Consider the following 13,355-nt stretch of genomic DNA (forward strand, 5'->3'; position numbering starts at 1 on the left):
CTCCCATTTGGGAGCATGGCGCGCAGGCAATACTTTCTCCCTCGAAACGACAGCTTGATAGGCACGCGCCGCCGCTCGTTGGGGGACTGAAAGCTTGCGGGCACTTGCCCAACCGCCTAAGCGACAGGGATGGCAGTTCATTTCCACGAAGAAGACCTTCCCGAGGGCGTGCTTGCGCCGGGTCCCGTCGCCGTCGACACCGAAACCATGGGGCTGATCACCCCGCGCGACCGGCTATGCGTGGTGCAGATTTCCGACGGCCGCGGCGACGAACATCTCGTCCGCTTCTCGCCGGGCAGCAGCTTTGCCGCGCCCAACCTGAAAGCGGTTCTGGCGGATCCCTCGCGGATCAAGCTCTACCACTTCGCGCGCTTCGACCTGGCGGCGATCGAGCATTACCTCGGCGTCGTTGCGGCACCGGTGTTCTGCACCAAGATCGCCTCGAAGCTGGTGCGCACCTATACCGACCGCCACGGTCTCAAAGATCTGGTGCGCGAACTGCTCGGCAAGGAGATTTCCAAGCAGCAGCAGTCAAGCGACTGGGGCGGGCCGGTGCTGTCCGATGCGCAGCAGGAATACGCCGCATCCGACGTGCGCCACCTTCATGCCATGCACACGATCCTGGTCGAGCGGCTGGAGCGTGAAGGCCGCACGGCGATGGCGCAGGCCTGCTTCGATTTTCTGCCGATGCGTGCCCGGCTCGACCTTGCCGGTTGGGCCGAGCGCGACATCTTCAGCCACGAGTAAGGCAAGGCAGGGCAAGGCGCTTCGATGACCGTCCAGGCCGACATGATCCGCACGCAGCGCCGTGGCTTTGCCGCGCCGGGCGGATTTCATGATCGCCTCGTGCAGTTCCTCGCCCGCGCGCTCCCGGCCCTGGTCGGTGCGATGCTGGCGATCATGATCATCGCACCGCTCTCCCCGCGCGGCGAGATCAGCTTCCTGCTCGACCGGCGCAAGGTTGCCGTGCTTAACGAGCGCATGCAGGTATCGAGTGCGATGTATCGCGGCCAGGATGACGATGGCCGCAACTTCTCGATCACGGCAGGTTCGGCGGTGCAGCGCACCAAGGTGCAGCCGCTGATCCAGCTCGATCAGCTGACCGCGCGCATCATGCTCGACGATGGTCCGGCGCTGCTCACCGCGGGCAAGGGAAATTACGATTTCGGCAAGGAGATCGTCGACATCGTCGGACCGATCAACTTCCAGACCTCGGACGGCTACCGCATGACCGCCACCAATGTCGACATCGACCTTGGCGGCAAGCTGCTCAAGAGCCGTGGCCCGGTGGAAGGGCGCATCCCGGCAGGGACCTTCTCGGCCGACAGGATCGAAGCAAACCTTGACGAGCGCACGGTGACGCTCGATGGAAACGCCCGCCTTCGCATGGTGCCGGGCAAGATGCAGATGCCATGAGCAGGACCCGCATGACCACTCCCGCCAAGACCCCCCTTGCCGACATCATTCGTGCCGCCCGCCCGCTGCGCTGGGCTGCGATCGGCTTCGCCGGATCGGCCGCGCTAGTCGCGGGAGCGCAGCACCTTGCTGCACAGGGCATTGCCGGGCACGACAGCAAGGCACCGGTCAACTACGCCGCCGATCGCATCGAAGTGCAGGACAAGGCCAAGCGGGTCGTCCTGTCGGGCAATGTCGACATCAACCAGTCGGACCTGCGCATGCAGGCGGCGCGCACGACGGTGGCTTACAGCAACGCTGGAGACATCCAGATCGAACGGATCGATGCCACGGGCGGTGTTCAGGTCAACCGCGGTGGCGAAAGCGCACGCGGTGATGCTGCAGTCTACGACTTCAACCGCAATGTCATCACCATGACCGGCAACGTCGCGCTGCGCCGCAATGGCGATACGCTCAACGGTGGCCGTCTCACCATCGATCTCGATTCAGGTCTGTCCAGCGTCGACGGCCGTTCCGGCGGTGGCGCCGCGGGCGGCAGTGGTGGCCGCGTGACCGGCACGTTCAACGTCCGCAACAAGAACTGAAGCGCCGCCGCCCGGCCTGTTCAGGCCGGGGCGCGCTTGCAAGAGCCGAGAGCTGTGGCTTCGCGATCGCGATTGCGCTTGGCCAGGGCAGTCCGCATTTGGCCAAGAATGGCGCATTCCAGGCTGGCACCCTTTTGAACTGCCAGAATCGTGCTTTCGACTGCGAGCGGATCGAGGTCGGCAGTCACACTGCGAAGATAATACCGCGTCCAGCTGCCGCCTGCCGCCAGCGTTCCCGCCAGCGCTTCCTTTCCGCCGCGGGCGGCAAGCAGGCGATTGCGCATGTCGAGCAAGGGTGCTTCGTTGTCTCGCAGGGCCCAGATGGCCGCAAAACGGTGCGAGGCCTCGACGGGATCGCCTGCGGAAAGCGCAATATCGAACATCGCCTGCTGGGCAATCGCATCGCGCCAGCCGCGCTGCGCCGCCTGCTGGATCAGGCGTGAACTAATTTCCCGATTGCCCTTACGTTCCTCGGCAATGGCCAGAAGAGTCAGGTGCTCGGCAGGTAGAGGGCTGCGCGAAAGCAGTAGCCTGGCATCTTGAAGGGCCTGATCCGGCTCGGCAGATCGCACTTGGGCGAGACTCACCGTCTCTTGGGCGAAGTTGCGGAAGATCGCCGGCACGAACGGAGCGAGGGACGATTGCCGGCGTGACGCCCGGTCAAGCTGTGCGCCAAGCGCGACAAAGCATAGTGCGCCGACGAAGGTGAGCCATAAGGCGCGGATCACGACTTGCTCCCATGGCTGGCAGTAGGCGGCGAGTTACGGGCCGCTGCCCGGGCCAGGACTGCGATGGCAAAAGCGGCAAGACAGAGCATCGTCTGGTTGCGCAAGGGATAGTCAACCAGCGACTGCAGCGCGATGGTGAGGAGTATCGCGCTGCATCCCAGTACGTCCCAGCGCCGATCCTGGCCAAGGCCTGTCCAGGTCGAACGCAGAACCCATGCCGACCACAACGCAATCAGTAACAAGCCGATTGCGCCCGCCTCAATGGCGATTTCCAAGTAATCATTGTGAGCGCGCCCGGCTCGGCGTGAGGTGACGTTCTCGAGCGATTCATCAATCTGGAATACTTCGTCGAAGGTGCCCATTCCCGCGCCGACAGGCCAGTAGCGTTGCGCGGAAAAACGGGCATCTTCCCAGATGGCCGGCCGCTCCTCGGTGGTCTTGTTGAAGCGTTCCATAACGGCATCGAAGCGCGATTCGGGAAGTGTACCTGCGCCAGCCCCGATGCCCAAGGCAATCAGCGCTGCGGCAAGGCCTCCGGCAATAGCTGTTCTACCCAAGGCGCCAAATCCCTGAGTTTCCCTGCCAGCCCCCGCCCAGCCAAAAACAGCGCGCACCAAGAATAGCCCTACTGGCAAAAGCAAAAGTGCAAGTCCCGTCCGTGACTGGGTGAGGACGACGCCGACTACCAGCAGTGCGGCCGCTGCAAGTCCGGCAATGCCTCTGGTCGAGACAAGGCGAGCCGTGGAATTCCCAGCCAGCAGCAGGAGGCAGCACACAAAATATATTGCAGCCGAGTTGCGGTTCGCAAAAAGTCCGGCCACGACGCTCCGGTTCGTTGGCTCCGGGTACAGGCCAGCGCCTTCGCCGGCATAGAGCAACTGCAGCGCGCCCAGCAGAACTCCGGCCACGCCCATTGCAATGAATATCAGCTTCGCACGTTGAACCGCTCGGCTGTCTCCCTGCAGTGCAAGCGCGATGACGGTGAAAGGAGCAATCAGGCCCAGAAATGCCACCAGCGTACGTGCAGCGTTTACGGTAACAGGGTGTGGGGGGAGTGGGCCGAGAGCTGCCAGGGATTCACGAAGAAGGCTTCTTCCCGGCAGGGATTGCCACACCGAAGCCGGCAAAGGGATCAACTGCAATAGCGGAAGTGCCAGTGTCAGCGCGACCAGGGTTGTCAAACCGCGCGGTGCCTTCCGGAAAAACAGGAACACGGCGGGGCGATTGATCGCGAGGACGATGAGTGCACCGATCTGGATGACCAGATTGGGAAGCCCGTAAGCCACTCCTCCACCGCCCAGAAGGCAGGCTAGAAAGATTAGTGCAGCGAGAAATACGCCGGGTTCGTTTCGCATCGCTACCTGATTGATCGTATCACAGTTCCGGTCAAGGACTTACGGTCTAATGCCAAGGATTGGCGTGTGCTGCAGGCGATCTGGGTTGCCGGCAAATGGGCAGCAAAAAGGCCCGCCCACCTTGATCAGGGGGACGGGCCTTTAAAACTTGTCCGGCAGGATCAGTTCGCGCCCGACGACTTGTTGTCGAGTGCTCGCGAAATACCGTAGGCAGCAGCGCCACCCGACAGCAGAATGATGATCCAGTATGCCGGCTTCAGATCGTTGTCAGCCTTCACCGAGGTCGAAGCGCGGTTAGCTGCGTAGCCTTCGGTCGCGTATACCGAAGAGCCGCTGGCACGGGTTCCGGCTTCGGCGACGACCGGCGCAGCCAACATGGCCGCAGCGGCGAGTGCCGATGCAAAACGAGAAATCTTCATGCTTAATCTCCTAAGCAGTAGCACTAACGTATACCGCCCTCTCGAACCCTGCGCTACCGCAATGCAAAATGATTCGCAAGAAAAACTAGGGATTAACCCTTATTCATTTACTTTCGTTGGGTCTCAAGCTTTGCACGGCTCGTCGTCAATCTCGCGCCAAGTCAAGGTTTCTGAGGCGTAAATGCGCCAATTTGGCGCAATCGCATGTTTTTGCGAACAGGGCGTCAGCTGTGACATTTTTGCTGCATTGCAGCGTTACGTCACTCTTGGTGGGGGTTGCAGAGGGTAAAAGAGTGGCCGCGAACGCAATCCAATGTCTCATGGCAGTTGTCTCGGCTTGGCATAGTGGAGCGGCGTTTGCTCATTGCCTCGCCCCGGCAGACAGTCCACCAGCCTTATCCGTGCAGTGACGCAATTTGCATGTTCAGGACCTGCTATGAATCAAGATAAGTCAGCTGACCCTTTGATCGAAATCATGCGGAGGGAAATGGTCGTCTCGATGGGGGTGGTGCCGGTATCTATCGAAGATCCTTTTTTCGATGATGACGGCTTCGTCATCTCGTCTTCCGAGTTCCTTTTTGAAACGTTCGACCAGGTGCGATTTCATTATCGCAAAGGGTTCGGGATAACCGTGCAGATGCCCGATGACGCGGTTCGCGCAGGTCGAGCCTTGGCTGACACCGATTTCGAACTGTTTCAATGGGGTACGGTTTTTGGGGCAGTCGCCTGGCTCAATGGCCTGTTCCCGCTCCATGCCAGTGCAGTCGACGTCGGAGGGCGCATCGTTGCCTTCACTGCCGATTCGGGAGGTGGTAAGTCCACCATGGCGGCGGGTCTTGCCGGACTTGGGCTCCCGCATGTTTGCGATGATACGCTAGTCGTCTCCGTCAAAGAGCGCGTCATGGCGATGCCTGATGCAAAGCCGCTCAAGCTTTGGGATGATGCGCTTGTGCTGACGGACAGTGCTGCCCACCGGCCGGTGCAGAGCATGCCGGGCAAGCATTATTCGCAAGCGGCGCTCAAGGCGCAAACTGCGTTACCGCTTACGGATCTGTGCTTCATCGAGTTTGGCGAATCGGTCGACCTTGCGCCAGTTACCGGTGTTGAAAAGTTGCGGCTGCTGCCCGGTGCCTTGTACCGGGACTTCGTACATGCTGCGAGGGGCGACCGTGGAATCCATGAGAAACTGTTGCTGCGTTTCTGCACCGAAGTTCGCTTCTGGAAGCTGCGCCGACCGCGCAATCCCTCGACCTTTTCTGCAGATTTGCTGAAAATTAAGCAACTTCTTGAGTCCGTTTAGCCAGCTCTGCAACGGCCAAAAGCAATCTTTCTCGACTTGACACCCCATTCCGGGTTGCTTCGCACCCGCAACAAATGTAAACCACTGTTAAGGGCTAATGCGTATCGATTAACTATAGTTAGGAGTATGAGCATGACTGAGCGTAGCGAATTTGCGACCAAGGTGTGGTCGGCTCCGGTTCTTGAAGAACTCACGGTTGATCTGGCGGCAATCGCTGCCAACAATGGGTTCGGTGGTGACGGCTCGGGCAAGAACGGCAAGTCAAAGAGCTGATTGCAGGCGCTGACCGGGTAATCCGATGGCCAGGCTGCTGCGCAAGGTTGAATCGTCCAACTGTGCAACCGAGGTGGACGGTGAATTGGTCATGATCCACGTCGACACGGGAAAGTTCTTCTCGTTGAAAGGCGTGGGTCTTGATATCTGGCAGCGGCTGGACAGCCAGCCAGATCTTGATCTCATCTGTTCCGACTTATGTCGTGAATACGGCATATCCGCCGAGGAATGCGGGGCTGCCGTAGACGCATTCGTGGCACAGTTGACGACGGCGGGCTTTGCGCAATTGTCATAGCAGCAGCGGCGGTCTAACCTCGGCTGCTGCCATGACGTTCGCTGACCGGATGATCTTTCGGATGAAAGTCTTGCGCGCCATGGCGTTCGTCGCCTTGGCGCGTTTTTTCGTGCGATTTGTGCCCTTCCCGCGGTGGCGCGACACAGTTGGCGGCTTGGTTGAAGCAGGGGCGGCATTGGCCGTCCGAAGCGCGCCGCTTGAACGAGGCGTGAGGAATGCAGTCCAGTCCGCCGTGAATCAGATTGATCGAGCCTGCTTGCGCCTGCCGGGCACCAGCCGCTGTCTGCCGCGCGCGATCGCGTTCGGCTGGCTACTGCGCAAGCGGTCTCTGCCGTTGTTGACGGTCATCGCATTCAGCAAGGGCGACCGGACCGGCGAGGATGCTTATCATGCATGGGTGGAATGCAACGGGGAAATGCTGATCGGGGTCTGCGAGCGCGACACCTACCAGCCGATCATGGTCCTTGCGTCCGCACCAGTGCTGAAAGCACTTGCGAGCCAGCGAAAGTGATGTGGCGTTGACTCCGGAAAAGCCCGACGACCTGCTGATCCTTGCAGCGTTCGAGCTGTCGGAGGGTCCCGAATGGTTCGCAGCGGACTGGGACCGGGCGGTGAGATCGTTGGCCTTGGGCAAAGCAGGTGACGTACTGCACGGCCGGGTTGCCGGAGCAGGGCTTGCCAGCCGCGCAGAAGCGCGACCCGGCATCTCGCGAACTGTCCGGCACAGGACGCATCAGTTCCGGTGTCAGCCGGATGGTTCTTACGTTCTTCTGGCCGGACGCCTACATTTCCCTCGTGAATTGACGGCGCAGTTCGGCCTGCCTGATTGCGAGGATCACGCCTCGCTCTACGCGGCGCTCCATGCAAAGCTTGGCAGCGCTTGCGACCGCCGCATCGCCGGTGACTATGCTGTCGTGCAGTGGTGGCCGGATCAGCGCAAGGTTCGGCTGGCGCGCTCTGCAACCGCAAATGCACCGCTTCACATCAGGCGCGACGGCACCCGGCTCGTGGTGTGTTCGCTGCCCGGTCCGATCATGGCACTGGGCCATCAGGCTCGCGTCGTCGACCTGCGCGCGGGAACATGGCTGATGTGCGGCTGGGCCTCCCCTGGCCAAAGCTTCTATGAAGGCATGAGTTGCCTCGTCTGCGGTACCGAGGAAATCCACGATGCGCATGGGCACCGGGTGCAAAACTTCTGGTCACTTCGCGATGCGCCCGAGGTTCGTTACAAGCGAGACGAGGACTATGTCGAAGCGGTGGTCGAGCAACTGCGTCGCGCTTCGGCCGCCGCGCTCGACAAGGCGAAGTCGCCGGGAATCATGTTGTCGGGCGGTTTCGATTCGCAGGCGGCGGCGAGCTTCGCTGTAGAAGCGCTTCCTGCCGGATCGGTACTGCGCAGTTATACGAGCGTGCCTGCATCGCAATTCCAGCCTGCGGAAAGGCCCACGTCATTCGGCGATGAAGCCGATCATGTGCGTGAATTGTGCAAGATGTACCCGCAGATCCGCCCGAGTTTTGTCGACGGGGAGGATTTGCAATATGGCGAGCGGCTCAACGCTCTGATGCTGGTTTCGGGCTGGCCAATCTACAACGAGATGAACGCACATTGGTTTCACGCGGCGCTGGCCCGTGCCGAAGCCGATGGTGTCGATGTCGTTCTCACTGGGGATTCGGGCAACGCCGGCTTCAGTTATGACGGGCTGACAGGATTTCCGACATGGCTGGCCCAGGGCAAGTGGCTGCGTTTGGTGCGCGAACTGCGGGCTTATCGTCAGGACAAGCGGCCGTTGTGGCGGAAGCTGATATCGCGCGCTGTCATGCCTTACCTGCCGCTTAAGGTGAAACTGCGAATCGACGAGAGGCGCGGCTGGCGCGCTTCGCCATTTGCCTCTTGGTCTCCGCTGCGCGCTGACTTTGCTGAAAGCTCAGGTCTGATGGCGCAGGTCGGCAATGATGGCTTCGCCCTCTACGACTACGACCTTCCCGCGTCACGTGACTGGCGCGACTTGATCGTGACTCAACTGAACAACGGCGGGTCGGAAATCCTGCTCGGTTTCAAACTTCTTTACGGGCTCGAGATTCGCGACGTTCATGCCTACGTGCCGCTGCTCGAACTCTGTGCGGGGATCCCCGACGAGCAGTATCTGCGCGGTGGCCAGGATCGGTGGCTCGGTCGCCGCGTGCTCGTCGGCCGGGTTCCCGAAAAGGTCTGGCAAGAGCGTCGCGTCGGTCGTCAGGCTGCAGACTGGCCGACGCGGTTGCAGCGTGATCGGGATATGATCCTGCGGGAGCTTGAATCCCTTTCGCGTGACGAGCGCATCGCGCGGGTTTTTGACTTGCCCCGTCTGATCAAGAGTCTGGAAGAGTGGGACGGTGAGGACCGGCCCGAGCGGCGCGATGCGGATCGGCTGGTTTCTGCCGTGACTCGCGGCTTGTCGACGGCGCGGTTCATACGGTTTGCAGAGGGCCGCAATGTCGCTTGAAGGTGACGCGCCGGGCGGCCAAGGGCTGGCCACGGTGCGGACTGTCGTGCGCATGGCGGGCTGGCCCCGTCTCATCCTGCTTGGCCTGCTGATGCTCGTTTCGAGCCTGACGGAAGGCATCGGCCTGCTGCTCCTGGTGCCGATCACTGCCGTCATTGCGGGAGAGAAAGTGCCGCAGGGCATGGGGGCGTGGTTTGAGCCTCTGCTTGGCTTCCCGGTGGGGCTGTTGCTGGCAGCCATCGCGATGTTGGTCACTTTTCGTGCGCTGGTCGTTTACCTTGTGCTCGACCAGCAGGCGCGCCTTAGCCACGCCCTGACACGAACCATTCGCATCAAGGCGCAAGATGCGGTGCTTTCTGCAGACTGGCGCTGGCTCAGCCAGCAGAGCACTGCGGCCCATGCCGCGCGTCTGGTCGGCGAGGCCGAGCGTGTGGGCAGCCTTGGTCAGAATCTGCTCTCGGCTGTCACTTCACTTGTCACACTCGTCATGCTGACTACTGCGGCCTTCGCAATTTCGTGGCGGCTGACCGGCGTCGCCGTGTTGTCGGGAGCGGTCGTGGTTGTCGTGCTCGTTGCATTGCGAGGGCGCAAGAACCGCGAGGGCGAGCGGTTCGCGGCAGCTTACGGGGCGCTGCAGCAGCAGGTTACCAACGGGCTATTCCATTTCCGCGCGGCACGGATCAGCGGTGCCGAGGACGCATTGGCGCAACAGTTCAGCGTGACCGCGCGCGAAGTCGAGCAATCGCAGCTGAGCTACCATCGATCCGTTTCGCTGGCCCACGTGCTGTTTCAGGCGATCGCGGCCATCGTGCTCGGCGGACTGATCTATGTGGCGCTGGTTGGCATGCGATTGCCTCTTGGCGTGCTTGTGCCTGTCCTGGCCATTCTCGTGAGGATGGTGCCTGTGGCTATTGGCCTGCAAGGCTATCTCCGTCGCTGGAATTTCGACAGCCCTGCGCTGATCGGACTTCAGCGCATGATCCAGGAAGCAGGGGGGCATCGCGAACCGGAGGATGATGGAGGCGAGCCACCGCGCCTACGCAAGTTCCTCGAATTGCGCGGAATCGGGTTGCGCTACGCTGGCCGCGAGCGGGCAATTTTCCAGGGGTTCGATCTCATCGTGAAGGCGGGCAGCATCGTTGCGATCTGCGGTCCTTCCGGCGTGGGCAAGAGCAGCCTTGCCGACATGCTCGGCGGGTTGATAGAGCCGGACTCCGGCAAGGTGTTGATCGATGGTCAGCGGCTGACATCTCACGATCGCATCCGCTGGCGGCGACGCGTGGCCTATGTGGAACAGGTGCCCTACCTGTTCGATGGAACGATTGCGCAGAACCTTGCATGGGGACAGCCCACAAGCAACGAGAGCACCCTGCGCGAAGCGGTGGAGCGCGCGTTGGCGCAGGCATCTGCGCAGTTCGTCTTTGCCCTTCCGAATGGTCTCGATACCCGTGTCGGCGAAGCAGGGCGGCAGTTTTCCGGAGGTGAGCGGCAGCGTCTGGCATTGGCACGGGCATTGCTGCGCAAGCCCGATCTGCTGATCCTCGACGAGGTTACAGCTGCACTTGATGGCGCCAACGAGCAAGCAATCACTGATATGGTGCAGCGGCTGAAGGGTGAGTGCACGATCCTGATTCTCGGACACCGTAGCGCCCTACTTGCGCTTGCCGATCAAATCGTTGATCTGGGAGAGCATGCCAGCAACTGACACCAGTTCCGATTTCGCGGTACATGAGGAGTTGTTGCTGCGCATCTGTGCGGCGCCTGATTCCGACCACTTGGGCCGCATGACGCTTCTGGATGATGCAGGCTGGGCCAAATTGGCCGGGCTGGCGGAAGACAAGCGTGTATCCGCGCTGGTGCTGCGTGCGCTTGATATCGCCGAAGCTCGCCAGTTGGTTCCCGCAGCACCGCTGAAGCAAATGGAATCGGCGAGGCAATGGCACGCGCTCTATGCGTTGAAGCAAATGGCGGCGATCAAGCGGCTGATGCTGAAACTGGGCGATGCCGGATTTAGGCCGATCCTGCTCAAAGGGTTTGGCCTGGCACATGCAAGCTATCCCGATGCCGGGCTTCGTCCATTGCGCGATGTCGACCTGTTGCTGACTGCCGAGGAGGCACCCAAGGCGCAGGCCTTGCTGCTGGCTGATCGGCATTATCGGATTGCACCCTGGGCGGGTAGTTACGGTATGGATTACGGTCACCAATTGCCGGAAATCCAGGATATCGGTGATGAACTCACAATTGAAATACATCATCGTATAAACGCGCGAAACTGGCCGCAGGAACCCCTCCTGCTTGAAATGCTGCGATGCGAGGCAACTGATCTTTCCATTATGGGGATCGACGTGCTGATTCCGTCGCATCGCTCGAATTTCCTGCACCTCGCTGAACACGCGACCTTGCACCACGCCTTCGAAAACGGACCACTCATTCTGGCCGACCTGCACTTTCTGGTGACTCGTCATCGCACGGATTGGTCCGAGATCCTTGAGGCGGCGTCACGAATGGGCTTGCTGCGCGCATTGCAACTCCTGATGGCTGTAGCGCAGCAGCTCGGAGCCTCATGGGTCCCCGAAAATTTTATACATACCGATGCTGTCGGATGCGCCAATGTTGCAGCCGCAAAATTGGGGATGTTGCAGTCACATGAGCAAGCAGAGCAATACAAGCTGCTCAGACGGCTGGAAAAACGCGAAGGTGGAAACTCTGGCTGGTTGGCAGCTTTCCGCCGTCTGGCTCACCCTGATCCGCACGAGCTTGCCAAGCTCGCAGGATCCCGGTCGGACGATATGCGGCGCTGGCTGTACTACCCGGCCTGGGTCTTGCAAAAAGGCCACCGATACCTCTCGACTTCGCTTGATCCACGCTCGCTAGAGGCTGCGCGGCGAGAAGCATCCATGGTTGAATGGCTGAGCCAGTCAGATTGATTTAGGCAGAAGGGCATAGCAGTTGTTGACCTGCAGCGGGCTTGCTGCAATGCAGCAAGCGACATGCCCGACTTGAATCCGGCTAATGAGAAAAAGTGGCGCGCGCGGGGCGCAAGCATTGCAGCCATGTTGACGTTATAGTGTATCTACTTAGCTATCTCACCTCAGGGAGCACCTCTCATCGTGAACGGATCGCCAAGGCCTGACGGCAGCAGCCTGACGCAGCGGAAGGGAATCATTCTTGCAGGCGGTTCCGGCACGCGCCTCTATCCGTTGACCCGGGGCGTGTCGAAGCAGTTGATGCCGGTCTATGACAAGCCGATGATCCCGACATAGCCGAGTCCGAGAATCGCAATTTTCAACGTAATCTCCCGAAAGGAACAGGAATCTGTCGGTGGGGTGAAGAGACCGGCAAGCCGCCGCCTATCGACGCCGAACCGCGCAACTGACGGAAACAGGACCCTGCCCCGAGCCAGACACGCCCGCGAAGCCTAGCGCCAACTCCAAAATGGTGCAATGCAATATGAAATGTGGCGGCGCGGCGCTCGCGCATGGGGGCCGCGTGAATTCCGACATCGCGAATTGACCGGGACGCAGGATGTCTGGAATGGTGGCCGGAATGGTGAGAAATTCGAAATGGCGCTTCCCGGCAGGGGCATTGGCCCTGACCGCAGTGCTGACCGTGCCCATGCCGGCAGCGCTGCTCCTTGCGCAGGCTGCTCCGCAGTGGCCCGTTCGTATCCGCGATGACATGATCCGGCTCGGCGGCATCGAATGGCGCCTGCGCACCGCAGCTCGCGCGAGTTGCCCACGCACCGCTCCCGACATCGGCGTCACGATTGACGATCGCCGCGCCTATGACCGTCGGGACTGGCCCATGCTGGAGCGGACTGTAGGCCTGCGGGAAAATCCGGTGCTGATCGGAGTAGTCAAGGACGGTCCGGCAGACCATGCGGGGCTGCGTGCTGGCGATGAGCTCCTGGCCATAGGGTCCGTGAGTGTCGATGCCATCGCCGAACGTCGGCAGGCCGGATCGCTGGTGGCTGAAGCGCTGCTTGAAGAAGTGGCGGCAAGCAAGCCCGGTGTCGCCATCGCACTGACAGTGCGCCGGGCTGGCAGCGTGAGGAATGTCACGGTCGATCCGGCGCTTCATTGCGCAGCACGGCTGGTGCTCGTCACCGATCGCGGGGTCGATGCGCATAGCGATTCGCACAATGTCGCGATCTCCAGCGGGCTGATCGCCATGGCCCGCAGTGACGATGAAATCGCGTTGGCGGCGGGCCATGAACTGGCGCACATCACGCTGCAGCATCGCAAGGGCGGGGGCATCTCGGAACGGCGCCGGATGGAGGATGCCGCGGACTCGCTCGGCCTGCAGTTGATGCATTGTGCCGGATATGACGCTGCGCGCGGTCTTGGCCTGTTCCGCCGTCTCGGCAAGGGCGATTGGCTGGGATTTCTCCGCGCACCGACGCACCGCAGCTTTGCCAAGCGCGTGGCGCGGCTCGATGATGAATTGCCCGGGCTCACATGTCCGGTCAGCACGGCCGATGGGCATGGGAATCAGCGGTGACC

14 protein-coding genes and 1 pseudogene are annotated in these 13,355 nt (G+C 61.2%); 12 read left to right on the forward strand and 3 right to left on the reverse strand.

Annotation, left to right across the window (positions count from 1 at the left end):
* The first annotated feature begins 129 nt into the window (after positions 1-129).
* The 3 genes from ACZ1JY_RS11620 to ACZ1JY_RS11630 are packed head-to-tail and all read left to right on the forward strand — an operon-like array spanning position 130 to position 2,000.
* Complete coding sequence (locus tag ACZ1JY_RS11620; protein ID WP_465129361.1) at positions 130-747, forward strand: ribonuclease D; 618 nt, start codon at positions 130-132, stop codon at positions 745-747.
* Positions 748-771: 24 nt separating this feature from the next.
* Positions 772-1,416, forward strand: coding sequence for an LPS export ABC transporter periplasmic protein LptC (lptC, locus tag ACZ1JY_RS11625; RefSeq protein ID WP_465129362.1), 645 nt, complete (start codon positions 772-774; stop codon positions 1,414-1,416).
* Complete coding sequence (locus tag ACZ1JY_RS11630; RefSeq protein WP_465129363.1) at positions 1,413-2,000, forward strand: LptA/OstA family protein; 588 nt, start codon at positions 1,413-1,415, stop codon at positions 1,998-2,000. Before lptC ends, ACZ1JY_RS11630 begins: the two co-directional genes overlap by 4 nt.
* A gap of 20 nt (positions 2,001-2,020) precedes the next feature.
* Here the strand turns inward: ACZ1JY_RS11630 and ACZ1JY_RS11635 are convergent, their stop codons facing one another.
* The 3 genes from ACZ1JY_RS11635 to ACZ1JY_RS11645 all read right to left on the reverse strand — a co-directional run bounded on the left by ACZ1JY_RS11635 (position 2,021) and on the right by ACZ1JY_RS11645 (position 4,502).
* Entirely contained in the window at positions 2,021-2,728 is a 708-nt protein-coding gene (locus ACZ1JY_RS11635; RefSeq protein WP_465129364.1) for a hypothetical protein, read from the reverse strand.
* Entirely contained in the window at positions 2,725-4,083 is a 1,359-nt protein-coding gene (locus tag ACZ1JY_RS11640) for an O-antigen ligase family protein (RefSeq protein ID WP_465129365.1), read from the reverse strand. Before ACZ1JY_RS11640 ends, ACZ1JY_RS11635 begins: the two co-directional genes overlap by 4 nt.
* 161 nt (positions 4,084-4,244) lie before the next feature.
* Complete coding sequence (locus tag ACZ1JY_RS11645) at positions 4,245-4,502, reverse strand: hypothetical protein (RefSeq protein ID WP_465129366.1); 258 nt, start codon at positions 4,500-4,502, stop codon at positions 4,245-4,247.
* A gap of 436 nt (positions 4,503-4,938) precedes the next feature.
* Here ACZ1JY_RS11645 and ACZ1JY_RS11650 point away from each other — a divergent pair, with 436 nt between their 5' ends.
* From ACZ1JY_RS11650 to ACZ1JY_RS11690, 9 genes and pseudogenes are all read left to right on the forward strand, one after another.
* Positions 4,939-5,802: a hypothetical protein gene (locus ACZ1JY_RS11650; RefSeq protein WP_465129367.1), complete on the forward strand. Its 864-nt coding sequence runs from the start codon at positions 4,939-4,941 to the stop codon at positions 5,800-5,802.
* Between the two features lie 132 nt (positions 5,803-5,934).
* Positions 5,935-6,075: a hypothetical protein gene (locus tag ACZ1JY_RS11655; protein ID WP_465129368.1), complete on the forward strand. Its 141-nt coding sequence runs from the start codon at positions 5,935-5,937 to the stop codon at positions 6,073-6,075.
* A gap of 25 nt (positions 6,076-6,100) precedes the next feature.
* On the forward strand, positions 6,101-6,370 hold the full coding sequence (locus ACZ1JY_RS11660) for a PqqD family protein (protein ID WP_465129369.1): 270 nt from the start codon (positions 6,101-6,103) through the stop codon (positions 6,368-6,370).
* Positions 6,371-6,401: 31 nt separating this feature from the next.
* Positions 6,402-6,881: a lasso peptide biosynthesis B2 protein gene (locus ACZ1JY_RS11665; protein ID WP_465129370.1), complete on the forward strand. Its 480-nt coding sequence runs from the start codon at positions 6,402-6,404 to the stop codon at positions 6,879-6,881.
* Position 6,882: 1 nt separating this feature from the next.
* A complete protein-coding gene (locus tag ACZ1JY_RS11670) occupies positions 6,883-8,853 on the forward strand; it encodes an asparagine synthase-related protein (RefSeq protein WP_465129371.1) in 1,971 nt (656 codons plus the stop codon).
* The gene (locus ACZ1JY_RS11675) at positions 8,843-10,558 is read left to right on the forward strand and encodes an ATP-binding cassette domain-containing protein (RefSeq protein ID WP_465129372.1); all 1,716 of its coding nucleotides are present in this window, start codon (positions 8,843-8,845) and stop codon (positions 10,556-10,558) included. Before ACZ1JY_RS11670 ends, ACZ1JY_RS11675 begins: the two co-directional genes overlap by 11 nt.
* Positions 10,545-11,780, forward strand: coding sequence for a nucleotidyltransferase domain-containing protein (locus tag ACZ1JY_RS11680; protein WP_465129373.1), 1,236 nt, complete (start codon positions 10,545-10,547; stop codon positions 11,778-11,780). Before ACZ1JY_RS11675 ends, ACZ1JY_RS11680 begins: the two co-directional genes overlap by 14 nt.
* 216 nt (positions 11,781-11,996) lie before the next feature.
* Positions 11,997-12,107 (forward strand): annotated as a pseudogene (locus tag ACZ1JY_RS11685) (sugar phosphate nucleotidyltransferase); the annotation flags it as partial.
* 292 nt (positions 12,108-12,399) lie between these two features.
* Positions 12,400-13,353: a M48 family metalloprotease gene (locus tag ACZ1JY_RS11690; RefSeq protein ID WP_465129374.1), complete on the forward strand. Its 954-nt coding sequence runs from the start codon at positions 12,400-12,402 to the stop codon at positions 13,351-13,353.
* Positions 13,354-13,355 lie beyond the last annotated feature (2 nt).

It is taken from the genome of Novosphingobium sp. BL-A-41-Hi4B-X5A (assembly GCF_055521705.1).

Excerpts from the sequence above, each read along its gene's own strand:
- ACZ1JY_RS11655 (WP_465129368.1), top strand. The coding sequence starts at position 5,935 with ATGACTGAGCGTAGCGAATTTGCGACCAAGGTGTGGTCGGCTCCGGTT.
- ACZ1JY_RS11650 (WP_465129367.1), top strand. The coding sequence starts at position 4,939 with ATGAATCAAGATAAGTCAGCTGACCCTTTGATCGAAATCATGCGGAGG.
- ACZ1JY_RS11690 (WP_465129374.1), top strand. The coding sequence starts at position 12,400 with ATGGTGAGAAATTCGAAATGGCGCTTCCCGGCAGGGGCATTGGCCCTG.
- lptC (WP_465129362.1), top strand. The coding sequence starts at position 772 with ATGACCGTCCAGGCCGACATGATCCGCACGCAGCGCCGTGGCTTTGCC.
- ACZ1JY_RS11665 (WP_465129370.1), top strand. The coding sequence starts at position 6,402 with ATGACGTTCGCTGACCGGATGATCTTTCGGATGAAAGTCTTGCGCGCC.
- ACZ1JY_RS11640 (WP_465129365.1), bottom strand. The coding sequence starts at position 4,083 with ATGCGAAACGAACCCGGCGTATTTCTCGCTGCACTAATCTTTCTAGCC.
- ACZ1JY_RS11620 (WP_465129361.1), top strand. The coding sequence starts at position 130 with ATGGCAGTTCATTTCCACGAAGAAGACCTTCCCGAGGGCGTGCTTGCG.
- ACZ1JY_RS11675 (WP_465129372.1), top strand. The coding sequence starts at position 8,843 with ATGTCGCTTGAAGGTGACGCGCCGGGCGGCCAAGGGCTGGCCACGGTG.
- ACZ1JY_RS11660 (WP_465129369.1), top strand. The coding sequence starts at position 6,101 with ATGGCCAGGCTGCTGCGCAAGGTTGAATCGTCCAACTGTGCAACCGAG.
- ACZ1JY_RS11680 (WP_465129373.1), top strand. The coding sequence starts at position 10,545 with ATGCCAGCAACTGACACCAGTTCCGATTTCGCGGTACATGAGGAGTTG.
- ACZ1JY_RS11630 (WP_465129363.1), top strand. The coding sequence starts at position 1,413 with ATGAGCAGGACCCGCATGACCACTCCCGCCAAGACCCCCCTTGCCGAC.
- ACZ1JY_RS11645 (WP_465129366.1), bottom strand. The coding sequence starts at position 4,502 with ATGAAGATTTCTCGTTTTGCATCGGCACTCGCCGCTGCGGCCATGTTG.